21 protein-coding genes are annotated in these 25,765 nt (G+C 66.8%); 10 read left to right on the forward strand and 11 right to left on the reverse strand.

All coding sequences use genetic code 11. The features are described 5' to 3' along the window. Positions 1-37: 37 nt before the first annotated feature. Together RSO01_RS15015 and RSO01_RS15020 are read right to left on the reverse strand one after the other, a co-directional pair. The gene (locus RSO01_RS15015; RefSeq protein ID WP_147149925.1) at positions 38-1,225 is read right to left on the reverse strand and encodes a pyridoxal-phosphate-dependent aminotransferase family protein; all 1,188 of its coding nucleotides are present in this window, start codon (positions 1,223-1,225) and stop codon (positions 38-40) included. A 78-nt stretch (positions 1,226-1,303) separates the two neighbouring features. Further along, positions 1,304-2,737, reverse strand: coding sequence for an APC family permease (locus tag RSO01_RS15020; RefSeq protein WP_174825934.1), 1,434 nt, complete (start codon positions 2,735-2,737; stop codon positions 1,304-1,306). 29 nt (positions 2,738-2,766) lie between these two features. Here RSO01_RS15020 and RSO01_RS15025 point away from each other — a divergent pair, with 29 nt between their 5' ends. Both RSO01_RS15025 and RSO01_RS15030 read left to right on the forward strand, forming a co-directional pair. Next, positions 2,767-3,870, forward strand: a complete 1,104-nt coding sequence (locus RSO01_RS15025) for an amidohydrolase family protein (protein WP_147149926.1) — start codon at positions 2,767-2,769, stop codon at positions 3,868-3,870. Positions 3,871-3,884: 14 nt separating this feature from the next. Then, complete coding sequence (locus tag RSO01_RS15030; protein ID WP_147149927.1) at positions 3,885-5,084, forward strand: CaiB/BaiF CoA transferase family protein; 1,200 nt, start codon at positions 3,885-3,887, stop codon at positions 5,082-5,084. Positions 5,085-5,103: 19 nt separating this feature from the next. Here RSO01_RS15030 and RSO01_RS15035 read toward each other — a convergent pair whose 3' ends face one another. Next, entirely contained in the window at positions 5,104-5,946 is an 843-nt protein-coding gene (locus RSO01_RS15035; protein WP_147149928.1) for a pirin family protein, read from the reverse strand. A gap of 257 nt (positions 5,947-6,203) precedes the next feature. On the opposite strand from RSO01_RS15035, the gene RSO01_RS15040 reads away from it, so the two are divergent. Continuing rightward, positions 6,204-6,830: an FMN-dependent NADH-azoreductase gene (locus RSO01_RS15040; protein WP_147149929.1), complete on the forward strand. Its 627-nt coding sequence runs from the start codon at positions 6,204-6,206 to the stop codon at positions 6,828-6,830. A 6-nt stretch (positions 6,831-6,836) separates the two neighbouring features. Here the strand turns inward: RSO01_RS15040 and RSO01_RS15045 are convergent, their stop codons facing one another. The 8 genes from RSO01_RS15045 to RSO01_RS15080 all read right to left on the reverse strand — a co-directional run bounded on the left by RSO01_RS15045 (position 6,837) and on the right by RSO01_RS15080 (position 15,533). Further along, on the reverse strand, positions 6,837-7,739 hold the full coding sequence (locus tag RSO01_RS15045; protein ID WP_147149930.1) for a LysR substrate-binding domain-containing protein: 903 nt from the start codon (positions 7,737-7,739) through the stop codon (positions 6,837-6,839). Between the two features lie 50 nt (positions 7,740-7,789). Beyond that, positions 7,790-8,899, reverse strand: coding sequence for an HlyD family secretion protein (locus tag RSO01_RS15050; RefSeq protein ID WP_246158425.1), 1,110 nt, complete (start codon positions 8,897-8,899; stop codon positions 7,790-7,792). 10 nt (positions 8,900-8,909) lie between these two features. Next, positions 8,910-9,113, reverse strand: a complete 204-nt coding sequence (locus RSO01_RS15055) for a DUF1656 domain-containing protein (protein WP_147149932.1) — start codon at positions 9,111-9,113, stop codon at positions 8,910-8,912. Further along, the gene (locus RSO01_RS15060) at positions 9,110-10,948 is read right to left on the reverse strand and encodes an FUSC family protein (RefSeq protein WP_147149933.1); all 1,839 of its coding nucleotides are present in this window, start codon (positions 10,946-10,948) and stop codon (positions 9,110-9,112) included. Before RSO01_RS15060 ends, RSO01_RS15055 begins: the two co-directional genes overlap by 4 nt. Before the next feature lie 139 nt (positions 10,949-11,087). Further along, entirely contained in the window at positions 11,088-11,513 is a 426-nt protein-coding gene (locus tag RSO01_RS15065) for a hypothetical protein (protein ID WP_147149934.1), read from the reverse strand. A 160-nt stretch (positions 11,514-11,673) separates the two neighbouring features. After that, positions 11,674-13,461, reverse strand: a complete 1,788-nt coding sequence (locus RSO01_RS15070; RefSeq protein WP_147149935.1) for a flavin-containing monooxygenase — start codon at positions 13,459-13,461, stop codon at positions 11,674-11,676. Positions 13,462-13,517: 56 nt separating this feature from the next. Then, entirely contained in the window at positions 13,518-14,495 is a 978-nt protein-coding gene (locus tag RSO01_RS15075) for a Bug family tripartite tricarboxylate transporter substrate binding protein (protein ID WP_147149936.1), read from the reverse strand. Positions 14,496-14,528: 33 nt separating this feature from the next. After that, the gene (locus RSO01_RS15080) at positions 14,529-15,533 is read right to left on the reverse strand and encodes an isopenicillin N synthase family dioxygenase (protein ID WP_147149937.1); all 1,005 of its coding nucleotides are present in this window, start codon (positions 15,531-15,533) and stop codon (positions 14,529-14,531) included. Positions 15,534-15,694: 161 nt separating this feature from the next. Between RSO01_RS15080 and RSO01_RS15085 the strand changes: the two genes are divergently transcribed. The 7 genes from RSO01_RS15085 (at position 15,695) to RSO01_RS15115 (ending at position 25,747) form a co-directional block, all read left to right on the forward strand. After that, positions 15,695-17,284: an ABC transporter substrate-binding protein gene (locus RSO01_RS15085; protein ID WP_147149938.1), complete on the forward strand. Its 1,590-nt coding sequence runs from the start codon at positions 15,695-15,697 to the stop codon at positions 17,282-17,284. 202 nt (positions 17,285-17,486) lie between these two features. Continuing rightward, the gene (locus RSO01_RS15090; RefSeq protein ID WP_218037343.1) at positions 17,487-18,497 is read left to right on the forward strand and encodes an ABC transporter permease; all 1,011 of its coding nucleotides are present in this window, start codon (positions 17,487-17,489) and stop codon (positions 18,495-18,497) included. Further along, positions 18,494-19,336 carry an ABC transporter permease gene (locus RSO01_RS15095; RefSeq protein WP_147149939.1) on the forward strand — a complete coding sequence of 281 codons (843 nt, stop codon included), beginning with the start codon at positions 18,494-18,496 and terminating at the stop codon, positions 19,334-19,336. Before RSO01_RS15090 ends, RSO01_RS15095 begins: the two co-directional genes overlap by 4 nt. Beyond that, a complete protein-coding gene (locus tag RSO01_RS15100) occupies positions 19,333-20,322 on the forward strand; it encodes an ABC transporter ATP-binding protein (protein WP_147149940.1) in 990 nt (329 codons plus the stop codon). The genes RSO01_RS15095 and RSO01_RS15100 overlap by 4 nt, the downstream gene beginning before the upstream one ends. After that, complete coding sequence (locus RSO01_RS15105) at positions 20,319-21,305, forward strand: oligopeptide/dipeptide ABC transporter ATP-binding protein (protein WP_147149941.1); 987 nt, start codon at positions 20,319-20,321, stop codon at positions 21,303-21,305. The genes RSO01_RS15100 and RSO01_RS15105 overlap by 4 nt, the downstream gene beginning before the upstream one ends. Before the next feature lie 17 nt (positions 21,306-21,322). Further along, entirely contained in the window at positions 21,323-22,480 is a 1,158-nt protein-coding gene (locus RSO01_RS15110) for a M20 family metallopeptidase (RefSeq protein ID WP_147149942.1), read from the forward strand. Positions 22,481-22,534: 54 nt separating this feature from the next. Further along, complete coding sequence (locus tag RSO01_RS15115) at positions 22,535-25,747, forward strand: autotransporter domain-containing protein (RefSeq protein WP_147149943.1); 3,213 nt, start codon at positions 22,535-22,537, stop codon at positions 25,745-25,747. Positions 25,748-25,765: the final 18 nt, after the last annotated feature.

Here is a 25,765-nt window from a genome sequence, read left to right on the forward strand (position 1 = left end):
CTCATGATCATGATGCGGGCCAGAGGCCCGCGCTCCCTTAAGCCTTGACCTGCTGGCCCAGCCAATCGATCGCGGCCTGGGCGCCGCCCTTGCCGTGCGGGATCTCCAGCGCATTGAGCGCCATCTCGATCACGCTCAAGGTGCCGAGGATCATCGGCGCATTGACGTGGCCCATGTGGGCGACGCGGAAGGCCTTGCCCGACAGCTCGCCGATGCCGTGCCCCAGGATGACGCCGCACTTCTCGTTGCAATAGGCGCGCAGCGCCTCGGGATTGCGGCCGCTGTTCACCAGCACGGCCGTGACCGTGTCGCAGCGCTCGCTGGGCTCGATGATGTTGAAGCCGATCGCCTGGCCTTCGGCCCAAATGCCGACGGCGCGGCGCACCGCTTCGGCCAGCAGCTGGTGGCGGCGGAACACGTTGTCGAGGCCCTCGGCGAACAGCATGTCGAGCGCCTGACGCTGACCGAACAGCAGGTGCTCGGGCGGCGTGCCGGCGTACTTCTGGTAGTGCTGGTCGCCCTCGCGGTCGGTCCAGTCCCAGTACGGCGTGCGCAGGCCCGCCTTCTTGTGGACCTCGCGCGCGCGGTCGTTGGCGACGACGAAGCCCAGGCCCGGAGGCGCCATCATGCCCTTCTGCGAGCCCGACATGGCGACGTCGACGCCCCACTCGTCCATGTTGAACGGCATGCAGCCCAGCGACGCCACGGCATCGACCATCAGCAGCGCATCGTGACCCGCAGCGCGCACCGCCTGGCCGATGGCGGCGATGTCGTTCACCACGCCCGAGGCGGTGTCGACTTGCGCGACCAGGATGGCCTTGATGGTCTTGCCCTTGTCGGCCTTCAACCGGGCCTCGACCTCGGCCGGCCGCACGGCGCGGCGCATGTCACCCTTCAGGATCTCGACCTCGACGCCCATGCGGCGGGCGCTCTCGCCCCAGCCGATGGCGAAGCGGCCGCTCTCCAGCACCAGGATCTTGTCGCCCTTGGACAGCACGTTGGTGAGGGCGGCTTCCCAGGCACCGTGGCCGTTGGAGATGTAGATGTAGGCGCGGCCCGTGGTGTTGAACACACGGGCGATGTCCTTCAGCAGCCCGTCGGTCAGCGCCAGCAATGGCCCGGAGTAGATATCGACGGCCGGGCGGTGCATGGCCCGCAACACTTCGTCCGGAACCGTCGTCGGTCCGGGAATGGCCAGGAACTCGCGGCCTGCACGCACGCTCATCTTTTGTCTTCCTCCACGGTGTGAACGCAAGATAGCACAGGCCGGCCGATTTCTGCCGGACGTAATGGACCAGCTTTCCTATTGGCTGCTGATACGCCGCTTGATCCAGACGGCGAGTCCCGCACCAGCCAGTCCGATCAGCAGCAACAGTGCAGGAAAGCTTTGCACCACGAGCGACTTGGAGCCGCTGACCAGGTCAAGATTCGCGGCCATCAGAACGGTGCATGTCGCGAGGCCGATGGCGCTCAGTGCCGGCGCGATCAATCGCCGCCAGACGGTCAGCCCCCTCTTGTCCCGCCAGAAGAAGGCGATGACCGCGAGCGAGACCATCGCCTGCACGACCAAGATGCCGAGGGCGCCGAACGTGCTCATCCAATCGAACACCACGCCATACGGATCCGATCCCGCCAGCGCGAACGCCAGCACGATGGCCATGGCGCTCGCGATCTGCGCCACGCCGGATACCAGCGGCGAATGGTGGCGGTGATGCGTGCGGCCGAAACCCCGCCACAGACAGCCCTCGCGGCCGAGCGCGAACAGGTAGCGGTTGATGGTGTTGTGGAAGGACAGCCCGCAGGCGAACAGGCTCACCGCCAGCAGCGTTTCCATCAGGAAGCCGGTCGGACGGCCGAGCAGCGTGTTGATGGCATCGAGATAGAGCGTGGCCGTGTTCCTGGCGGCCTGCTGCTGGATATGGTCCGGCCCGTAGTAGAGCGAGATCGTCCAGGTCGTGAATGCATAGAAGACGGCGATCAGCGTTACCGCGATGTAGGTGGCCCGCGGGATGGTGCGCCTGGGCTCGCGCGCTTCCTCGCCGAAGATCGCGGTGGCCTCGAAGCCGAGGAAGGACGACACGACGAAGACGAGCGCCACGCCCAGCCCGGGCGCAAGCACGGCCTGGAGGCCGAACGGCGCAAAGGCGATCGGCCTCGCCGGGCCTGCCGTCACCAGGATCGCAACGCTCAGCACCAGCAGGATCGTGATCTCGGCCACCATGCAACAGCCCAGCAGGCGACCGCTGAACTCGATGCTGCGCGAACCGCAGGCGAAGATGACGATCGCCAGTGCGACGGCATAGATCCACCAGGCAACGTCGGGTCCGCCGTTCAGGCGCACGAGGTCGTTGAGAAAGAAGCCGAACAACCCGTACAGGGCGGCCGCGACGCTGGTGTAGGTCGAGAGCGCGATCAACGCACCCGCCAGGCCGAACACAGGGCCCAAACCCGCCTTGACGTAGGCATAGAAGCCGCCGGCGCTCATCACGAAGCCGCTCATCGCGGTGAAACCGGCGGAGAACAGCAGGTAAAGGCCGCCGGCCAGGAGAAAGGTGACCGGCACGCCGGGTCCATCGCCGAGCTGGAAGGCGGCCGGCGTGACACCGACCACGGCCGTAAGCGGCGCTGCCGCCGCAATGACGAAGAAGACGATGTGGGGCGCCCCGAGCGCGTTCTTGCGCAAGGTATCGGCGATGCGGGGGTCTGACTGGCCGAGCGCGATGCCTGAAATTCCCATAGACTTCCGCACGTTTTGTGAGGGGGAGCATGATCATAGATTGTCACGCCCACGTGTTCACGCATTGGATCGGCGCCTGTGGGCATCCGTCGCGCGACGTCCATAACCGCTACCTGCAGCGCATGATCACGCGAACGGCCGCTTCGACCTTCCGCACGCGCGACTGGGCGTCCGCCGACACCAAGGCGCTGTACCGGCCGGACGATGCGGGCTGGAGCGGCCTGACAGACGTCGATTTTCGCGTCGGCCGCTTCGGCCAGCTCGAGTTCACCCACCAGGGCGAGGACCACGTCATCCAGTACATGCCGGTCGGCATGCAGGAGATGACGGCGCCGCCGGAGCTGATGCTGGCGCAGATGATGTATGCCGGCGTCGACCACTGCGTCCTGCAGGCGGGCGGCGCCTACGGCGCGATGACGGAGATGAACGCCTTCGCCCAGCAGCAGTATCCCGATCGCATGACCGGCCTGATGCATGTCGACGAGGCGATGGCGGGCACCAAGGCCGAGCTCGCCAAGGTCGATCATGCCTTCCATGTGCTGAAGCAGCGCGGCCTCTACTTCAACGTCGATTCGATGAGCCGCCATGGCTTCCCCTGGCCGCTCGATGCCAAGGAGATGGCGCCGTTCTGGACCAGGCTTGCCGAGCTCGGCATCGTGCTCTGCCTCGAGCTAAGCTCGGGACCGACCTACGACAAAGCGGGCTACATGGCCCACATCGTGGCACTGGGGCGGGTCCTGGTGCGCCATCGCGATCTTCGCGTGCACTTGGCGATGAGCCCGCCGGTCGCCTTCTTTGCCAAGAACGGCCGCTACGAATTCCCCGAGGAGCTCTTGGCTGTCTACCGCCACGAGCCGCTGGTGCTGGAAGTCATGTTCCCGATCACCTACGGCGGCGTCTGGGACTACCCCTATTCCGAGGCGCAATCGCTAATCGAAAGTATGCGCGACCAGTTGGGCGTGGAGCGGCTAATGTGGGGTTCCGACATGCCCAACGTCGAGCGCTTCTGCACCTACAGGCAATCGATCGACTACGTACGCAAATACTGTCCGTTCCTCACGGCGCGGGAGAAGGACCTGATCCTGGGCGACAACTGCGCCGCATTCTACGGCATCGGCAAACCGCGAGTTTGAGAGGGCTTGTAACGATGAGCGACGGAATATTTTCAGGTCTGCGGGTGATCGACTGCGCAAGCTGGATCGCGGGTCCGGCAGCGGCCACCATTCTTTCGGACTTCGGCGCCGAGGTGATCAAGCTCGAGCCGCCGGGCGCAGGCGATCCGTGGCGAGCATCGACGCCGGTCCCCGGCAAGGTCACCGACTACTGGTGGCAGTTGACGTCGCGCAACAAGCGGAGCCTGGCCATCGATCTCAAGGCCCCCGAGGGCCTCGCCGTGCTTTACCGCCTGCTGGCCTCGACAGACGTCTTCGTCACCAACTTCCCCTTGCCGGTGCGCGAGCGCCTGAAGATCGCCGCCGCCGACCTCCTGAAGGTCAACCCGCGACTGATCTACGGCTCGATCACGGCCTATGGCGAAGCTGGCGACGAGGCGGCCCGCACTGGCTTCGACGCAACTGCCTACTGGGCGCGCACAGGCCTGATGGACATGGTGCGGGTCACGACCGAGACCGAGCCGGTACGATCAATGCCGGGCATGGGAGACCATCCGACCGCGACGGCGCTGTATGCGGCCATTGTGACAGCGCTCTATCGTCGCGAGAAAACGGGACGGGGCGGCGTCGCGCAGACCTCGCTCCTGCAGAATGGCCTGTGGGCCAATGGCTGCTATGTACAGAATCGCCTGTTCGGCGAGCACGTCGCCCACCGGCCGCCGAGGGAGGCCACACCAAGCGCGCTCGCCAACCACTATCGCTGTCGAGATGGGCGGTGGTTCCTGATGGCGTTGCACAACGAGGCCCGTCAGCTCCCGAGTTTCCTGAAGGCGATCGAGGCCGAGCATCTTGCCGAAGATCCACGCTTTGCAACGCAGCCATCGCGGCGTGCGAACGCCAAGGCGCTGACCGCGATCCTCGACGAGGTCTTTGCCAAGCGTGATCTCGCCGAATGGCGGACAATCCTGGAGAAGGCGGGCGTGACGTTCGGGCCCGTGTGCTCCGTCGATGAAGCCGCGGACGACGAGCAGTCACGCAAGATCGGCGCTCTCGTTCCGTTCGCCGACGGGGCCCACCTCACCGTGTCGAGTCCCTTCCACATCGACGGTGTGACCAAGGTCGCGCCGGCCCGCGCCCCCACCGTCGGCCAGCATTCGGAGGCGGTGCTGTGCGATGCCGGGTACTCCGCCGACGAGATCGCGAAGCTGAAAGCGCTCGGCGTGTTGCAGAACTAGGCGTCGTCACGCCTGTCGTTCAGCGGAGCCGACCCTGGCGGACAAGCTCCGCGCGGATCTCGTCGATGCGGCGCTCGCCCTTCACCAAGGCATCGGCGCTGGTGTGGACCGAGTAATAGCCCAGCACGAGATCGTGGGGATGCGGCACTGCCGAGCCCAGCATGAACTCCGTGTCCGCCTCGGCCAGGAATTCGACGGCACCCTCGCCCGGCGCGAAGATCGCAAGCTCGCCGTGGGCGACCCGGTCCGGGGTCGCGATGGCACCCTTGCCGACGGCGACCCAGAGCACATCATGGCCCACCGGCCGCGCGTACCGCCAACGCTCGCCGGCGGCGAGCCGGACGGCCAGATAGTTGATGCTCGAGGGCGCCTCGATCGCGCTGCTCGCGCCCTCATAGGCACCGAGCAGCACACGCGCAGGCCCAGCGACCGGCACATCGTCGACGCTCTGGTAGATGCTGACGGACGGCCCAAGCTCGAGATGCGGCGGCAAGGCGATCCAGAGCTGGAAGCCGCGGGCGCGGCCGGGCTTGCCGGCGCCACCGCCGTGCCACACACCACCGCCCGCCCGCATCCACTCGATACCGCCCGCTGCCAGCACACCGCGGGCACCCGTGGTGTCCTCGTAACCGGCGCTGCCTTCGGCCAGGTAAGTCAACGTCGCGATGCCGGAATGTGGATGCAGCCCGAAGCCCGGAAACGCCCGGCCGCCGTTGTCGAAGAGATCGAGGAAGACGAATGGCTTGAGCAATCCGCCCAGATCGCCTGGGCTCGCCAGTCGCGTGATCGGGCCATGCGTCTGGCCGAACGTGCGGTGAATGATCGGCCGCACGGTTCCAACATCCTTAACGAGCGAATCCATCGTCGGTCTCCTCTCAGGTGGCCCGCGCCGCGGGCGAACTCGCGCGCCCCGACGGTCCCGATGTTTGGGACCAGGCATACCGATCGATAATATGGAATAGTGCGAATAGCCTATGCGGCTTTTCAGAACAATGAAGCCCGAGGCATTATTCGGGAAAGCCACAAGGCCCATTCACATTGTTCCGGCTTATCCGGGAGGCCCGTTCCGACCATCTTTGCTCCGTCAACACGTCCACCCATCACGACACGGAGCCCGTCATGAGCAATGTCCTTCTCATCCATTCCAGCGTGTTCGGCGAGAACTCCCAGTCGCTGGGTCTCGCGCGCGACTTCCTGAAGCGCTATCCGCATCGTTCGGTCGTCGAGCGGGCGCTGACGCCGGAAACCATGCCGCATCTCGATGGCGCGACCTTCGCCGCCATGGGCACACCGGCCAATGAGCACACCAGCAGCCAGCGGGCGGCCGCCGCACTGTCCGACGAGCTGATCGCCGAGATCGAGGCTGCCGACACGATCGTGCTCGCGGTGCCGATGTACAATTTCTCGATCCCCTCGACCTTGAAGGCGTGGATAGACCACGTGGCGCGCCGCGGCCGCACTTTCCGCTATTCGGAGAACGGTCCCGAGGGCCTGCTCAAGGGCAAGAAGGTGTTCGTCCTGGCCGCCCGCGGCGGCGTCTACAGCAAGGGCGCACCGGCGGCAGCTTTCGACTTCCAGGAACCCTATCTCAGGGCCGCGCTGGGTTTTCTCGGCCTGACCGACGTGACCTTCATCCATCTCGAGGGGCTGGCCATGGGACCGGAAGCGGCCAACACCAATCGTGGCAAGGCGCTGGCCGAGATCGGACGCCTGACCGGCGATGTGGTCGCTACGGCCGCCGCCTGACCTGGCCTAGGGGCGCCGGTCGCGCTTGCGCAGGAAATCGACCAGCACCTTGAGCGCCGGCCGGATCTGGCGGCGACTGGGATAGTAGAGGAAGAAGCCCGCGAGCGGCGGCGGCTGGTAATCGTCGAGCACGGTGACCAGCCGCTTCGCCGCGAAGTCGCGTTCGACCGCGTTGCGGGGCATCTGCAGCAGTCCGGCGCCTTCGAGGACCGCCTGCATCGCCATCCGGCCGTCATTGACGATGAAGCGTGCCCCGACCGGCACTTCGACGACGCGCCGGCTGAGCCGCAAGCGCCATGGGATGAGCGCGCCGCCGCCCAGGCGAATGCGGATGCAATCATGCTCGGCAACCTCCTGCGGTGTCTGCGGCTTGCCGCGACGCGCTATATAGGACGGCGCCGCAACCGTCACCGTCGGGACCTCGTCGCTGATGCGCACGGCGATCATGTCGCGCTCCAGCCGCTCGGCGTGGCGGATGCCGGCATCGAAGCGGCCGGCCACTATGTCGGTGAGGGCGCTGTCGGCGGAGATCTCCACGCTGATCTCCGGGTAGGCAACGAGAAAGCGGCTGATGCTGGATATCAGCCCGAGATAGGCTACGGGCGGAGCGACGGTGAGGCGCACGACGCCAGCGGGTTTCTCGCGAAAGTCGTTCACGAGGTCGAGCGCGGCGCGATAGTCGTCGAGCACGGGTCGCAGCCGCGCCAGCAGGCGCTCGCCCGCGACGGTCGGCGCCACCGAGCGCGTCGTGCGCTCGATGAGCCGCACGCCCAGCGTCTCCTCGAGCTGGCGCACCATCTCGCTGACCCTGGGCGGCGACAGGCTCAGATGCCTGGCGGCCTTGGTGAAACTCTTCTGCTCGAGGACGGCCACGAAGGCATTCGTCTCGGCCAGGCTTGGCTCGGCCATAGGCTCTCCTTGTGTTCGGAAATCCCGAACAAGGGGCTGAGACTATTCCCTTAGCGGCTTGTCGGCGAGGCGGTCATGCCGGGAGCCAGGCCGGGATTGATCTGTCCCGGCGTCAGGCCCATTTCCTCGACTTCCTCGGTGAGTGATTCGGTCTGGCCGTTTGTGGTCGCCTTGATACACTCGGGCTTGGCAGGCGGTCCGTCGAAGACATCGGCAAGCCGGGCTTTCAGTCCCGCCAGTACGGCGCCCGGCCCACTCCCGTCCTGGCCGCTCCGGCCCTCCGCAGGTTTCCGCACCGTCACCGTCGCCGTCATGCCGGCGACCAGGGGAACACCCGGCGGCACCCGGTCGATCGCGATCCGCACCGGCACACGCTGCGCCAAGCGCACCCAGGTGTAGACCGGATCGACATTGGGCAATCCCTGCACGCCCGACGCCGCATTCGCCACGCCAATGCCGCGGGTGACCGTCGCGACATGACCCACGATCGGCTGCGCATAGCCCATCAGCTTGGCCTCGACACGGTCGCCGATGCAGACCCGCGCCATCTTGGTCTCCTCGAAGTAGCCGTCGATCCAGTAGCTGTCGCTGTCGATGACGGAAACAATGACGCTTCCCTGCTGCGCGTAGTCGCCGATGCCGATCAGGAGGTTGGTGACATAGCCGTTGACCGGGCTGCGGATCTGGGTGCGTCGCAGATTGATCTCGGCCTGCGCGAGCTGCTGCTGGGCCGCATCGAAGGCTGCTTTCGCCTGCAGCGCCGTGCCGGCAAAGACCTGCTGCTCCTCCGGCGTGGTGGCGATGTTCGACAGATGCTGGCGCCGGTCGGACTGGACCTGCTTGACCTGCAGATCGGCCGCCTTCTGCTCCAGTATCGCCTTGTTGGTGCGCACGGTGACCTCAAAATCGAAGGGCTCGATCACGTAAAGCACGTCGCCCTTGTGAACGAACTGATTGTCAACGACGCGCCGCTCGGTGATCTGACCTGATATCTGCGGGGCCACGCTGGCGACCTGCACGCGGACCCGTCCATCGCGCGTCCATGGCGCCGTCACGTAATAGTCCCAGGTCACGAGAGCCACGACGCCCGCCACGGCCATGATCGCCAGCGTCGCCAGTCTCCGCATCCACGGCAGCAACAATTGGATCGCGCGGCCCATGAGCATCCCCCTAGAAAAACACCGTCAGCAGGCCCAGCACCGTCACGTAGACGCTGAGCTCGGCAATCGGCGGATGGCTGAACAGTCGGGCAAAGCCCGAAAGACGAAGGATCGGCCGAAGGACCAGGAAGATTGCCAGCGCCGCCACGGCATAGGTGACGAACGGCGCCAGCAGCACGCCGCCTACGACCAGTTCGCTAAATGGATGCGTCATGGCGCCTTCTCCCCCATGACGAGACTTGCGACCTGGAGTGCGAGGCTTGTTGCGGGTGCAGCCTCCTGGATGTAGGCAGCGACCCGTCGGATGGATTGCGTGTCCCGGTCGACCAGGGAGCGCCGCGCCTGATCTGCGAGACCTGCCGGCAGTCCGCGCAGCCTCGTGTCGCTCAGCCGGATCAGCGCAGCCTGGTCGAACAGCGCGAGCGCTTCCTCCACGATGACCCGGTGCTGCGGGCCGGGCACGCCGACCCCCGCGATCTGGCCGATCCGCACGGCGTCGCGGAACATCGCTTCTTCCGGTTCATAGGGCTGAGCCCGCCCGACCTCATGCCGGGCCGATGCGATCAGCAGCCGTTGGCGGCGCTCATCGGAAACGGGTTGGACGAGGATCTGTGCTGCCAACAACACGGCCGGCCCCAGGCAGACGAGCAGCGCCGTCTCCAAAAAGACTTCCGCATTGTAGGTCTGCTGATTGGTGAGCCCGGCAACGACCAGGATGACGATCAGGTTCATTCGGCCGATGCCGGCCAGCAGCGGGTTCGCCAGGGTCGTCAACACGGCCGAACCGATCATGAAGGGGGCAAGCCCCAGCGCCAGCAGCGGGAACTCCGTGACGTCGCCGAGAACCAGGAAGTCGAGCACGCCGGCAAGCAGGGCGCCGATCGGGCAGGCAATGAGCGCGGCCATCGTGAACGCACGGGGATTGGGCGTAATCACGCCCAATCCCATGAAGGCGGTGATCAGGACGAGCGAGGCCGCCGCGGCCGGCCAGCCGGCGAGGATGAAGACGACCGACGCCAGCGCCAGCCACAGCGCGGCCCGCACCCCGGTCTCCGCGGCGAGGCGATGGCAAGCGTAGAACGGTGTCCGCCAGGTGCGCAGAGGCCGATTGCCCGATCGCAGAGCCGCAAGGGCCTCGCGCACATCGCGATCGCGTCGCAGCAGCTCCCGGAAGGCCCACTCCAGGGGCGCACTCATGGGGGCCATCGAAGCAAGCCAGTCATCGCCCGCTTCAAGAGCCCACGTCATGCGATCGCGGACGGCCAGATCGGCGTCAGCCGGCAGCGCTTGCAGGACACGCGCTGCGTGGACTTCCGCCACCAGCGCCACGGCCGTGCTGCGGGCAGCGGCGACCAGGGTCGGGCCATTGCTCGATTCGGCCACCAGGCTCGTGATCTCGGGCCGCAACGCGGCGATTTCCCGTAGCAGCCCCGCCGTCACCAGGGGATCGGCCGCCTCACTGCGGATGACCGCCGTCGCATTGTCGCGCACGCGGCGATGAAGGGCGGCGAGTTGGGCCGCCAACGCCAGGTGCCGGTCGGGCGCGGCCAGCAGGTCGTTGACGAGGGCGATGGCGGCGATTCCCAGCGCAATGGCGGCCCCACGCTGCATGCCGAAGTCGAAAACGTTATTTGGTGTGTCGATCTGCTGAATGGCGACGAGCGCCACCGTGTAGCCGGCGAGCACCGCGCCGTAGGCGCGGAAGCCATCCGAAAGGGTCGCCACATAGACGCAAAAGCCGACCCATGCGGCGAACGCCAGGAAGAACAGGTCCCTCGCCTGGGAAAGGCTGCCGACGAGGACGATCGACGCGATCACGCCGATGACCGTTCCGCCAAGCCGGAAGCCGGCCTTCTCCAGGGCTTGGCCGCGGGTCGGGACTGCCAGGATTCCGACGGTGATGGCGGCCGAGGCGGGCGATTCGAGCTCAAGCCAGAAGCCGGCGTACAGCGCGACAACGACGGCGAGCCAGACGCGAACGCCGAACGCCCAGGAGGCGACGGGAAGACCAGCAAAATATCGCGGAGCCAGCGCTGTCGTGACACTCATGAGTTCGTCCCTGCCCTGCCGTCGTGCACGAGTGAAGGGACTATCCGTGCCTATGTCCGGATGGTCTTTCCGCTTCTTCGTCTAATCGGCCCTAAACCTTCGTATGAATCGTGGCCGACTCGCGCGCGACGCAGTTGAGTCACCTGCGGCCGCCATGAAAGCCGCCATGGTGAAAACTGCCACGGTGGAACCCATGAAAGTGATGGAAATGGTGGAAACCACCGGTGAAGAAGAAGACCGGCCCCCCGACAAAGGCCGGCCCATAGAACCAGGGATCCCAGTATGGCTCGGGGTATTGATACAAATGGATCGCCTGCGGCGGCAGTGTATAGACCTGCTCCGGCAGGCCGGGCGTATTCTGGGTGACCCGCCAGCGGCCATCGGGCTGCTGGCACGCCCACCCGACGGCTTGCTGCTGCTGTCCTCCAACCGTCACCGGCGCGGTGAATTCGCGGCAATTCTGAGGGTCGTTCTCAGGGGTGAGCTGCGCTGTTTGTGCCGAGACGGGTGCTGGGGTCGCCGTGGTCGCCGGGCGCTGCCCCGCGCATCCCGCCAAGATCAACATTGCCGCGACACTCAAAAAGGGACGCGCATATCAATCTCCTACAACTGGTCTGGATCACGACTCGGGGACGTGATCATGGACAACAGGTAGGCACTCCATGCCCGTCGGTCTGTTGTACGGAGGTTTGCCTCCGATGCCTGTTGGTATGAAGACCTGCGTTTCAGCGGAACGTCAGCCCCTCGAAACGGCCGGACCGGCGCCATTCGTCGATATACTTGAAATAGGCCGAGGCGCCGGCTGGGTAACCGACGGCCAGGCGGGCGGCCAAACCGGCGTCCTGTCCCTCGTTGTTGTAGTAGCCGGGCGTGCAGTCGGCGCCGCCGGTCATGCGGCCCATGCCCGTCAACAACAGCTTCACCCATTCATCCTCGGCCTGCTTCGTCACCTCGATCTCGCGGAAGCCGCCGTCGAGGGCGTGCCGGACCTCGAGCGCGATGGTGCGGCCGGCCTCGGTCAGGTTGTGCGGGACATTGGAGATCAGGTTCGCGCCCTGGGTCGGCTGCACGAAGAAGGCATTGGGGAAACCATGGACGTGCATGCCGTGCTTGGTGCGCATCCCCTCCTTCCAATACTCGGACAGTTTCAGCCCGTCGCGGCCCACCAGGTCGAACCCAGCGCGGCGGCGATACTCGGTGCCGACCTCGAAGCCCGAGGCGTAGATCAGGCAATCCAGCGGATACTCCACGCCGGCCACGACCACGCCCGCCGGCGTGATGCGCTCCACGCCCTTGCCGTCGGTGTCGACCAGATGGACGCCCGGCAGGTTGAAGGCCTGCAGGTAGGAATCGTGGAAGCACGGCCGCTTGCACAGCTGGCGGTACCAGGCCTTGAGGTGCTGCGCCGTCGCCGGATCGCCGACGATCGCGTCGACGCGGGCGCGGATCTCTTCCATCTTCTCGTGATCGGCGTCCTCGAACGCGGACAGCATGTTCTCACGCGTCCGCTGCTCCTTGGGCAAGGTCAGGATGCGCTGGCGAATGCGGCGCGACAGGTCGGTCCAGCCGTCCTGCACCAGATCCTCGGTCGCCGTCCCTCCCGCCTGGTTCGCGGTGAAATTCTCCAGCCAGCGCTGCTGCCAGCCCGGCGTGGCGATACCGGAAAACCACCCGGGATCGATCGGCGCGTTGGCGCGGACATCGACCGAAGACGGCGTGCGCTGGAAGACGAAGAGCTCCTTTGCCGACCGCGCAAGGTGCGGCACGCACTGCACGGCCGTGGCGCCGGTGCCGATGATGCCGACCCGCTTGTCGGCGAGCCTGGTCATCGGCGCGCCGAAGGGGTCGCCGCCGGTATAGGCGTAGTCCCAGCGGCTGGTGTGGAAGGAGTGGCCGGCAAACGTTTCGATGCCCGCAATGCCGGGCAGCTTGGGAACGTGCAGCGGACCGGTGCCGAGGCCGATGAACTGCGCGGTGAAGACGTCGCCGCGGTTGGTGCGGACGACCCAGCACGACCGCTCGCCGTCCCACGACAGGTCCTGCACCTCGGTGTGGAACAGGGCGTTGTCGTAGAGGCCGAAGTGCCGGCCGATGCGGCGGCAGTGCTCCAGGATCTCGGGCGCGTGCGCGTATTTCTCGGTCGGCCGGTGCCCGGTCTCCTCGAGCAACGGCATGTAGACCATCGATGCGGTGTCGCACTGCGCGCCGGGATAGCGGTTCCAGTACCAGGTGCCGCCGAAGTCGCCGCCCTTCTCGACGATGCGCACGTCCTTCACGCCGGCCTCGACCAGGCGCGCCGCCGTCACCAGCCCGGCGAAGCCGCCGCCGACGAAGGCGAAGGTGACGTGATCGGTCTTCGCAGCGCGCGGCTCGATCGGCGTGTAGGGATCGTCGAGGTAGCGGGCGAACACGCCGGCTGCCTGCACATACTGGGCATTGCCGTTGGAGCGCAGGCGCTTGTCGCGTTCCTCGCGGTACTTGCGCCGCAGCGCTTCACGGTCGATCGCAGTCATGGGGCCGGCCTATACCGTGCCGCCCCCTGCTCGGCTACCCTGTACTGGGGATTGGCCTATTCGGCCTTGATGCCCGCGAACTTGATCACCTTCGCCCACTTTTCGGTGGCCTCCGCGACGATCGTCCCGAATTCCGCGGGCGAGCCGCCCATCACCGTGCCGCCCAGCTCGACGATCCGGCCTTTGACTTTGTCATCGGCGAGGCCGGCATTGAGCTCCTTGTTCAGCAGGTCGATGATTGCGGCCGGGGTGCCCTTGGGCACGCCGATGCCGGCGAAACCGCTGGCCTCATAGCCAGGCACGAACTCTGCCACCGTTGGCACGTCGGGCAGCACATCCAATCGCTTCGCCGGCGTTACCGCCAGCGCGCGCAGCTTGCCGGCCTTGATTTGCTGGATCGACTCCGACACCGGTGCGAAGATCACCTGCACCTGATTGGCGAGCAGATCGGCGACCGCAGGCGCGCCTCCCTTGTACGGGACGTGGACCAGATTCACCCCGGTCATCATCTTGAAGAGTTCGCAGGCAATATTCTGCGGCGTGCCCTGGCCGGCCGACCCGTAGTTGATCTTGCCCGGATTGGCCTTGGCGTAGGCGATGAACTCAGGGAGCGTCGTGGCGGGGACCGACGGATTCACCACGACGACGTAAGCCAGCCGGGCGAGGTAGATGACCGGCGCGATGTCCTTGACGAAGTCGAAGCTGAGATTGCTGTAGAGCGCGGCGTTGATCGCATTCGGAGTTACAGCCTGCAGCAGCGTGTAGCCATCCGCGGGTGCCCTGGCGACCAGCTCGGTTCCGATGTTGCCGCTGGCGCCGGGCTTGTTCTCGATGATGAACTGCTGGCTGAGGCGCTGCGTCAACCATTCGCCCATCAGGCGCGCCATGATGTCGGTCGCCCCGCCGGCGGGGAAGCCGACGACGATGCGTACCGGCCGTGACGGCCAGGCTTGTGCCTGCGCGACGCCGGATACGGCCGGCAACGCGGCTGCCCCTATGCCCAGATTCAAGAGTAAGCGGCGAGAAAACTTCACGGTGCTCTCCTCCCATTGGCTTTTTTAGTTGGCTTAGTTCGCCTGCAATCGCACTCCTTCGGCGTTGCGGACATGGTCGTAGTTCTGGTTCTGGTACCAGGTCATGAACGCCGTGTAGGTCGTGGGCTCGTACTTGATCGGATGCGCCGCGTCGGTGCACGAGGGCAGGCACACCATCTCGTGGTCGATCGTGCAGTCGAAGAAGAACGGGATGGCGTAGCGCTCGCCGCCGGAACGATTCACGACGCGATGCGGCGTGGCGCGGAAACGGCCGTTGCTCCACCGGTTCAGCATCTGCCCGCTATTGACCAGGAATGCGCCTTCGATCACCGGCGCGTCGATCCAGCGTCCCGACGCGGTGCGCAGCGACAGTCCCGGCACCTTGTTCTGTGCCAGCAAGGTCATGAACGAGGTGTCGGCGTGCGGCGCCAGGCCGTACTCGCCGTCCGTCAGCACCGGTGTGTGAGGGTAGTGCGACATGCGGAGCGTGTATTGCGGCTCGCGGAAAGCCGGCGCGAAGTGCTGTGGCGGCATGTCGAGCGCGGCGGCGTAGACCGGCAGGATCGACAGCGCCGCCCGCTCCAGCGCATCGCAGTAGGCAACGACCGTCTCGCGGAAGCCCGGCAATCCGGCCGGCCACTGGTTCGCGCCGCGGAAGCGCTTGTTGGCGATCACATCGGGATGATCGAGCGGCAGGTCACGTTTGACGAAGAATGCTTCGTTGAGGTTGGGCTTGTTGTTGGTGCTGACGTCCGAATGGCGCGTGGTTGCCGCCTTCATCGCCAGGTAGCCGATATTGTGCTCGTTGATCTTGAGCCTGAGCTTGTCGTCCAGCGGCTGGGCATGGAACCGGCTGGCTTCGACGAACACCTGGTCGACGAGCGACTGCGGCACGCCGTGCCCGGTCATGAACCAGAAGCCGACATCCTCGTAGGCATGGCGCAGTTCCTGGGCGCAGCGCGCAAGTGCATCGGCGTCGCCAGCGATGGCGCCCGACACGTCGATAATGGGAATCTCTTCGCTGCTCACGCCGGACATCGAAACTCTCCCGATCGCTGGCACGCTTTTGGCAAGCCTAGGGCAGCGTTCCTGCCTGCGGCAAGGAGCATCGCGCCTGCGGGTCTTGCCCTGCGATACCAGCGGGCTCAGAGTCGCGACCGGGGATCACGGCAGTACAGGAAGGGAAGAAGGGGGACCGCATGACACGCTTCACGACATTGGCCCTGGCCGGCGCACTGGCGCTCGGCCTCTGGGCGGCACCGACGCCGCCGCAGGCCCAGCAGGACAAGAACGTCCTGGTCTGGGGCGACACTCTGCCGGCGGGCCTCGATCCGCATGCCATCTTCGACGTGCCGATGCAGTTCATCCTGCTCAACATGTACGACACGCTCTATCGCTACTCGGGCAATCCGCCGGAGCTGCAGCCGTGGCTGGCCTCGGCCCACCAGGTGAGCGAGGACGGCCTGACCTGGACCTTCAAGCTGGTCCCGGGCGCCAAGTTCCACGACGGCAGCCCGGTCAGCGCCAACGACGTGGTCTACAGCTTCCGCCGCCTGCTCGGCATGAAGCGCGGGCCGGCTGGCGCCTTCCTGCCGGTGCTGAAGCCCGACAACGTCACGGCACCCGACGCCGAGACGGTGCGCTTCGTGCTCGACAAGCCCTATGCGCCGTTCCTCGCCGCCATCCCGCTGGTTGCCATCGTCAACCAGAAGCAGGTCGAGGCGAACGTGAAGGACAACGACTTCGGCTCGACGTGGCTCTCGGCCAACGACGCCGGCAGCGGCCCCTATCGCCTCGATCCGGCGTCCTACCGGCCGCGCGAAGCGCTCGACCTCATTCGCAACAAGGATCACTTCAAGGGCTGGGCCGACAATGCCAAGCCGATCGACCTGGTGCGCTCCCGTCCCGTGGCCGAGACGTCGACGCGCGTGCTGGCGCTGATGCGCGGCGAGATCGACGCCACCGATTCCTACCTGCCGACCGACCAGGTGGAACGGGTCGAGAAGAACGCGCGCACCCGCGTCGCCCGAGACGAATCCATGCGCGTCTTCATTATCCGCATGAACAACAAGAAGCCGCCGTTCGACAACGCCAACGCCCGCAAGTGCTTCGCCTCGGCCTTCAACTACGACGGCTTCAACCAGGTGATCCTGAAGGGCTATGTCGACCGCAATCCCGGTCCCAATCCGCGCAACCTGTGGGGCAACCCGCCCAACCTCGCGGGCTACAAATTCGATCCCGCGGCGGCGAAGGCGTACTGCGACAAGGCCAAGGCCGAAGGCGCCAAGCTCGATCGTGAGGTCGAGATCCACATCCAGAGCGAGCTCGAGCAGACCTCGCAGGCTGCCCAGATGTTCCAGGCCGACCTGCAGAAGCTCGGCATCAAGATGAAGATCGTGCCCAGCACCTGGCCGCAGATCACCTCGGCGACCGGCAAGCCCGAAACCTCGCCGGACCTCTGGATCCACTGGGTCAGCACCTACTTCGTCGATCCCGAGAACTGGATCGGCCAGATGTACGACACGCAGTTCTTCGGCACCTGGAAGGCGTCGTCCTACTACGGCAACCCCGAGGTCGACGAGCTGCTGCGCAAGGCGCGCTCGACCAGCACCAAGGCCGAGCGCGACAAGCTCTACCAGCAGGCAACGGCGCGCATCGTCGAGGATTCGCCCGACATCTGGGTCTACAACACCATCCAGCTGCGTGGGCTCAGCAAGCGCGTGCAGGGCTACAAGTTCAGCCCGGTCGGCGGCGGCGGTGACCTGCGCTGGATGTCGCTGTCGGAGTGAGCCAAGGTCTGAACGCGCCGCGCTCCTGCTCTTCTCTTCGACTTCATATTCCTCTCCCCCGCTAGAGGGAGAGGCTAGGAGAGGGGGAATCGACGTGCGTAGCCCCCTCTCCCAACCTCTCCCTCTAGCGGGGGAGAGGAGCATGAGGGTGAGAGGAGCCTAGGTTGTTAAGACGTGTTTTGCTCATCAGAGAATTTACTCGTTGCTCCTCTTCCTGATCCGCCGTCTGCTTCTGGCCATCCCGGCCCTGCTCGGGCTGATGGTGCTCACCTTCGTGCTGGTGCGCGTGGTGCCGGCCGACCCCGCCACCACGCTCGCGGGCGAAACCGCGACTCCGCAGCAGGTCCAGGAGATTCGGCGCAAGTACGGCTTCGACCGGCCGCTCTACGAGCAGTTCGCCATCTATGTCGGCCAGGTCGCGTCGGGCGACCTCGGCAACTCAGTGTTCTCGAACCGGCCGGTGATGGATGACGTGCGCCGTACCCTGCCCGCCACGCTCGAACTGATCTTCGTCTCGCTGCTGCTGGCGACGCTGATCGGCATCCCGCTCGGCACGCTGTCGGCCGTTCACCACAACGGCCTGCTCGACCATGTCGTGCGCGTCGTCACTGTGGGCGGGCTCGCCGTGGCGTCGTTCTGGTTCGCCATCATGCTGCAGCTCCTGTTCTCGATGGAGCTCGAATGGCTGCCCTTGCGCGGCCGCATCGGGGTGAATATCGGCGCACCGCCCAGCGTGACCGGGTTCTTCCTGGTCGATTCGCTGCTGGCCGGGCGTTGGGACCAGTTCGTCAGCAGCCTGCGGCACATCGCGTTGCCGGCGATCACGCTTGCCGTACCGGCACTCGCCACCATCGCCCGCTTCGCCCGTGTCGGCGTGCTCGACACCATGCAGCGCGACTTCGTGCAGTACGAGACCGCTGTCGGTTATCCGAGGCACCGCATCGTCTGGATCTACGTCCTGCGCAATTCGGTGATCGCCGCCGTCACGCAGATCGGGCTCCTGTTCGGCGCCCTGGTGTCAAGCGCGGTCGCGGTCGAGGCGATCTTCGACTGGCCCGGCCTCGGCAGCTACGCCGTGCAGGCGATCCTGAGCAGCGACTACAAGGCGGTGCTGGCGGTGACTCTCGTTGTCGGCGTGATCTACGCCGTGATCAACATCCTGGTCGACCTGGTGCACGGCCTGCTCGATCCGCGCGTCGCCGAGCAGCTATGAGGCTGATAGCGCTGAAATTCCTGCGCGATGTGCCGGCGGTGATGGGTCTCGCCATCGTGCTGTTCGGCCTGTTCGTGGCGGTGTTCGCTACCGAACTCGCGCCCCATCCCGAGGCCGCCTTCCAGTCGAACCTGCTGGCGCGCTTCAAGCCGCCGTCGGCGGAGTTCTGGTTCGGCACCGACAATCTCGGCCGCGACATCTTCAGCCGCGTCGTGCTGGGCACGCAGAGCGCCTTCGTCATCGCGCTGACCGTGGTCGGCTCGGCGATGCTGATCGGCGTGCCGTTGGGGCTGTTCGCCGGCTACCTCGGCGGCTGGCGCAGCGAGCTCATCATGCGCGTCACCGACGTGGTGCTGGCCGTGCCGCAGCTCATCCTGGCGCTCGCGTTGGCGCAGCTCATGAAGCCCGGCCTCAGCACGGCCATGCTGGCGCTCGCCCTGACCTACTGGCCGTTCTTCACCCGCACCGTCTACGCCGAGACGCGCCGCCTCAGGACCTCGCTGTTCGTCGAGGCCCTGCAGGGCGTCGGCGCCTCCACCGTGCGCATCGTGTTCCTGCATATCCTGCCCAACGCCGCCTCGCCCATCATCGTGCGCGCCACGATCGGCATGGGCTTCACCATCCTGACCGCGGCCGTGCTGGGTTTCCTCGGGGTCGGCGCCACGCCGCCCGATCCCGACTGGGGCCTCGCCATCGCCGAAAGCCGCAAGTTCCTGCCCGAGACCTGGTGGTTCGCCACCTTCCCCGGCCTGGCCATCCTGATCGCCGTGCTGGGCTTCAACCTGCTGGGTGACGGCTTGCGCGACCTGGTCGATCCCCGCCTGAGGCGCTCGCGATGAACGACGCGCTGCTGAAAGTCTCAAACCTCGCCGTGTCGATCAGGGGCGACGAAGGCATCGCGCGCATCCTCGATCGCGTCGACCTGGAAATTCCGCGCGGCCGCATCGTCGGCGTCGTGGGCGAATCGGGCTGCGGGAAGTCGACCCTGATCAAGGCCATCTTGGGCGTCCTGCCGACGCGCGCGCGCATCGATGCCGGCGAGATTGTGTTCGAAGGTCGCGATCTCGCGAAGCTGCCGCCCGACGTGCTGGCGCGCGAGGTCCGCGGCGCCGCCATCGGCTTCATTCCTCAGGATCCGTTCCTTGCCCTCAATCCGGTGTTCCGCGTCGGCACCCAGATGCTCGAGACCATGCGCTGGCACGCGCCGCCGCAGTGGAAGGGGCGCCATCGCGAACGCCTGGTCGAGCTTTTGCGCGCGGTGCAGGTGCCCGATCCGGAGCGCGCCCTCGAACGCTATCCGCACGAATTCTCTGGCGGCCAGCGTCAGCGGCTGCTGATCGCTGCCGCCCTGTCGTGCCAGCCGAGGCTTTTAATCGCCGACGAGCCGACGACGGCGCTCGACGTCACGACGCAGCAGCAGGTGCTGATGCTGCTGCGCAATCTGGTCGCCGAATTCGACCTCTCGATGCTGTTCGTGACCCACGATTTCGGCGTCGTCGCCCAGCTCTGCGACGAGGTGAGCGTGATCTATGCCGGCCAGACCGTCGAGGCCGCGCCGACGCGGCGACTGATCAACGAGGCTGCCCATCCCTATGCCCGCCTGCTGCTGGCCTGCCACCCCGATCGCGCGACCGATCTCGGCGGCATCCCGGGCAGCGTGCCGAGCCCGTTCGCGCCGCCACAAGGCTGCCGCTTCCACCCGCGCTGCCCGATCGCCGTCGCAGACTGCGCCAGTGCGCGGCCCATCATCGAACAAACGTCGGAGCGCCACGACGTGGCCTGCCCTCGTTACCGCCTTCCCCTCCCGCAGGGCGCCACGCCATGACCGCCGCGCGCGACGTGCTCCTCGAAACGCGCAGCCTCGCGACCGTGCTCGGTCAGTCCCGACCTTTGATCGGCCGACACAGCGCCGGCGTGCGCGCCGTCGATGGCGTCGATCTCCAGGTCAGGAGCGGCGAGATCCTGGGGCTGGTCGGCGAAAGCGGCTGCGGGAAGTCGACCCTGGCCAGAACCCTGCTCGGCGTGCAGCGCGAGAGCGCGGGCGACATCATCCTTGAAGGTCGCGCCGTCGGCGGCCTGGCGCCCATCGAAGCCCGGCGCGTGCGCAGCGACATCCAGTACGTCCATCAGGATCCCGGCGCCGCGCTCGATCCCTGGTGGTCGATCGGCCGTTCGCTCGAAGAGGGCCTGAAAATCCGCGGCAACCGCTCGGCCGCCGACCGGCAGGTGCGCATGCGTCGCGCGCTCGCCGAGGTCGGCCTCGATCCGGCGACGTCCGGCCGCTATCCGCACGAGCTGTCGGGCGGCCAGCTGCGTCGTGTCGGCATTGCCCGCATCCTGGTGCTTGAGCCGAGGTTGGTGATCCTGGACGAGCCCACCGCCGGCCTCGACCTGTCGGTGCAGGCGACGGTGCTGCGCCTGCTGCGTGACCTGCAGGCGCGGCTCGGTCTCACCTATCTCTTCATCAGCCACGACCTCTCGGTCGTGCGCCGGCTGTGCGATCGCGTGGCCATCATGTACCTCGGCCGCATCGTCGAGATCGCGCCGACCGACGAAGTGTTCAGCATGCCGCGCCATCCCTACACCCGCGCCCTACTCGCGGCCTCGCCGCGGCTCGACAGCGAACTGGTGCAGAACGCGCCGGTGCTGGGCGAGCCGCCCAAGCCGGGCGCCGTTCCGGCGGGCTGTGCGTTCCATCCGCGCTGCCCGGCCGCCGAGCTGCAATGCGCGCTGAGTCGCCCCGAGCCCGAGCCGGCAACGACCGGCCATCTGGTAAGCTGCCTGCGCTGGCGCGAGCTTCCCCCGTAACCGAACTCTGGCGTGACATGACCGACTCCCCCGCCCGTTCCAACATTCCCACCTTCGACAGCGAGGAGATCCTGGCCGGCATCCGCCGCTGGGTCGAAATCGAGACGCCGAGCCACGACGGCGTCGCGGTCAACCGCCTGGTCGACGTGGTCGAGAGCGACCTGGCGCGGATCGGCGCGCCGACCAAGCGCACGCCGGGACGCGACGGCTTCGGCGACATCCTCGAAGCGCGCGCACCGTGGGGCGACGAGGACGAGCCCGGCATCCTGATCATGGGCCATCTCGACACGGTCCATCCGGTCGGCGCGCTGGCGACCACCCACGTGTTCCGCCGCGAAGGCGATGCGGTGTTCGGGCCGGGCATCTACGACATGAAGGCCGGCTCCTACATGGGCTTCTATGCCCTGCAACATTTCGTCCGCGAAGGCCGGCGCACCAAGCTGCCGGTGCGCGTGCTCTATATCCCCGAGGAGGAGGTCGGCAGCCCGACCAGCCGCGCCGCCATCGAGGCCGCCGCGCTGAAGTCGAAGTACGTGCTGGTCATGGAGCCGGCGCGTGACGGCGGCAAGTGCGTGACGGCGCGCAAGGGATGGGGCCGCTTCGACATGACCATCACCGGCCGTGCCTCGCATGCCGGCTCGCGGCCGCAGGACGGCCGCAGCGCGCTGCGCGAGCTCGCGCGCCAGATCCTCGATCTCGAAGCGATGACCGACTACGACAAAGGCATCTCGGTCGTGGTCGGCATGGCAAGCGGCGGCAGCGCGCCCAACGTGGTGCCGGCGCTTGCCACCGCCACCATCGACCTGCGCGTGCCGCCCGGCATTGACGTCGATGCCGTCGTCAACCGAGTGCTGCAGCGCACGCCGTTCGATCCCGACTGCCGCGTCGAGGTGACGGGCGGTATCAACCGGCCGCCCTACGAGAAGAACGCCGGCATCACCGCCTTGTTCGAGCACGCCAAGGCGTGCGCCGCCGAGATCGGCTTTGTGCTGGAAGACACGCCGCTCACCGGGGGCGTCAGCGACGGCAACTTTCCCGCCGCGCTGGGCATCCCGACTCTCGATGGGCTGGGCGCCGACGGCCGCGGCGCCCACGCGCTCGACGAACAGATCAGCTACGCCTCGCTGGTGCCGCGCGCCCAGCTCCTGGTGCGGATGCTCGAAACGCTGACCTGACGCGGCGCTACAACCAAGAAAGCACGCCGCGTTGGGCGCGCGAGGGGGAGGACTATGAGACAGGCGCGTCAATACGGGCTCAGTGCGGCGTTCGCGCTGGCCACGGGATCGCTGATCCATGCCGCGCCGGCGGGTGCACAAACCGCCACGGCCTGCGTCACCGCCGCATGCACCACCACCCAGCAGAACCAGCTGACGTCACTCCTGTCGCCCTTCACGACCCTGGTCGGGACAAACGCCTTGTCTGCCAGCTTCCAGACCCAGACCAGCCTTTACCAGAGCCCGACCTACAACCAGCAACTCCAGGCGGCGGCGAACGCCAACCTCGCGGCCGTGCTGACCCAGATCTGGCAACCCTACAACAACCCCTCGTCGCTGGATGCCAACGTCCTGGCCGCTCTTGGCAACAGCAGCGTGATGACCGCCGTCAACAACGCCTTCCAGGTCCCCAACATCTCCTCCCAGGCGACGTTCCTGAAGAGCTACACCGGCTTCACCACGTACCAGAGCTTCGGACAGTCGGGCCCCTACAATCTCGCCAACATCGATCCGCACCCCTTCCAGACCAACGCGGTCATCTGGGGAAACCAGTGGACCAATGCCACGGTCCCTTGTCCCGCGGGCACGGCGGCCGCCAACTGTCCGGCGGCGGTGCAAACCGCCAACTGGGAGTCGGATTCGGCAAAGTCGACGTCGGGGTCCTTCCCCAGTGCACACATGATGGGCAGCAGCCTCGCCGCCCTGACCTATGCCGTCATGATGCCGGAGGCCTATCAGGACCTGATGGTGTCGGCCCAGCTGTTCGGCCTCAGCCGCAACTTCATCGGCGTGCACTATCCGACCGACATCATCGGCGGTCGCATCGCGGCCTACTACACGATGGTCCAGGTGCTGGCGAACAACCAATCCTTCGTCACCGGCGACTATCAGGCCCTGCTGCAGTCGACGGCGGCCACGCTGCGCGGAGCGATCGCAGGCGGCGTGCCCGTACCCTATGCGACCTGCGCCACCAACGTGGCGACCTGCATCGCCAACGGAACCTTCCCGACGGCGGCGCAGTTCACCGCCGCCAGCCAGGCCTATGCCGCGCTGACCAACTACGGCCTGCCTACCACCGGCCCGACCAATCTCGCGCCGGTCGTCCCCACCAATGCCGAGCTGCTGATCGCCTCGCGCTTCCCTTATCTCTCGGCGAGCCAGCGGCGGGACGTGCTGGCGAGCACCGAGCTGCCGTCGGGCGCACCGCTCGACGACGGCTCCGGCTGGGAGCGGCTCAACCTGTTCGCCGCCGCGGGCGGCTACGGCGCCTTCACCTCCAACGTCACGGTGACGATGGATGCCTCCAAGGGTGGCTTCCACGCCATCGACATGTGGAGCAACAACATCAGCGGCCCGGGCAGCCTCACCAAGCTCGGCACGGGCATCCTGGTGCTCGGCGGCAACAACACCTACACCGGCGGCACCATCGTCGGCGGCGGCACCCTGGCGCTGAGCGGCACCCTGATCGGCAACCTCACCACCTTGCCGGGCGCCACCTTCGTGACGGGCGGCGGCTATGCGGTCTCGCCCGGCGCGACGCTCAACAACGCCGGTACCTTCCAGTCGGTCAATGCCTCGCTGCTGAACCAGGGCACGATCGTCAATAACGGCACGATGCTGAGCAGCATCAGCAACGCCGGCAGCTTCGCCAACAACGGCGTGGTGACCGGCTCGATCGTGAATGCAGGCTTGCTCTCCGGCACCGGCACGATCGTCGGCAACGTGGCCAACTTCGGCGCGCTGGCGCCGGGCAACTCGATCGGCACCATGACGGTGAACGGCAGCCTGGCGCAGAACGGTGGCACCTATCAGGTCGAAACCAGTGCAGTGGGCCAGAGCGACCGCATCAACGTGACGGGAACGCCGGGCACCGCTTCCCTCAATGGCACGGTCAGCGTCGTCGGCGCCTCGGGCGTGCAGGCGCCACGCACGACCTACACCATCCTCAATGCCACCGGCGGCGTTGCCGGCACCTTCGCGTCGGCCAACAGCCTCTATCCGTTCCTGCTGCCGTCGCTCAGCTACGACGCCAACAACGTCTATCTGACCCTGCAGGTGGGCGGCTTCGCCGCAGCGGGTCAGACGGCGACGCAACAGACCGTCGGCCGGGTGCTCGACGCCAACGTCTTCACCGCGACCGGCGATTTCGCAACGGTGCTGGGCACCATGGCCACCAACACCCAGTCGCCGGCGCTGGCACAGGCGACGCTGACGTCGCTGAGCGGCCAGAACTACTCGAGCTTCTCGAGCACCCTGGTGCAGGGCGCCCTGCTCTTCATGAACAACTTCGCCAACCAGACGAGCGGCGGCGGCAGCCCGGCCAGCAATCGCGTCGCCCTGGCCGAAGCGTGCGATGTCGCCTGCGACGTGAGCCCGCCGGCCGCCTGGGGAGCGTGGGGTGGCGCGCTGGGCGGCCTCGGCACGATCGGCGCCAACGCGGGTACAGGCGCGGTCACCTATAGCGTCGGCGGCTTCGCGGCCGGTTTGGATCGCGTGGTCGCACCCGGCCTCAGTGTCGGCGTGACGGCGGGCTACACCGCCGGCACGCAGTGGACTTCGGGCTTCAGCGGCAACGGCACCACCGACACCTTTCTCGCCGGCCTCTATGGCGGCTATCGGCAGGACAAGGTCTATGCCGACGCCGTGCTCGGCTACGCCTACAGCTACAATCAGATGTGGCGGCAAATCTTCATCCCCGGCCTGCAGCCGCGCACCGCGCAGGGCAGCGCCGGGGCGAATCAGTGGTACGGTCAGATCGAGGGCGGCTACCGCTTCGATATCGGCACCCCGGCCGACGCCGCCGTCACGCCGTTCGCCCGGCTCCAGGGTTACACCGGCGCGATGAACGGCTTCACCGAGAACGGGGCACAGTCGCTCAATCTTACCGTGGCGGGCCAGACGACGAACTCGCTGCGGTCGGTGCTCGGTGCCCAGCTCGGCGCCGCGATCGACCTCGGCTGGCGCGAGAAGCTCGCGCTGCAGCTGCGGCTGGGCTGGAGCCACGAGTATGCCGACACGGCGAGGCCGGTGACGGCGACCCTGGCGGGCGCGCCGCTCATGCCGTTCACGACCTACGGCATTTCGCCGACGCGCGACGGTGCGGTGGTGGGCTTTTCGGCCAACACCGCGATTGCCGACGGGACGTCGGCCTATCTCCGCTACGAGGGCAACATCGCGGGCCAGGACAGCGCGCATGCGCTCACCGCCGGCGTGCGCATGAGCTGGTAGCTGGCCAATTTGTTTTGT

This window comes from Reyranella soli, from assembly GCF_007992495.1.
In the GTDB taxonomy this organism is placed as follows: domain Bacteria; phylum Pseudomonadota; class Alphaproteobacteria; order Reyranellales; family Reyranellaceae; genus Reyranella; species Reyranella soli.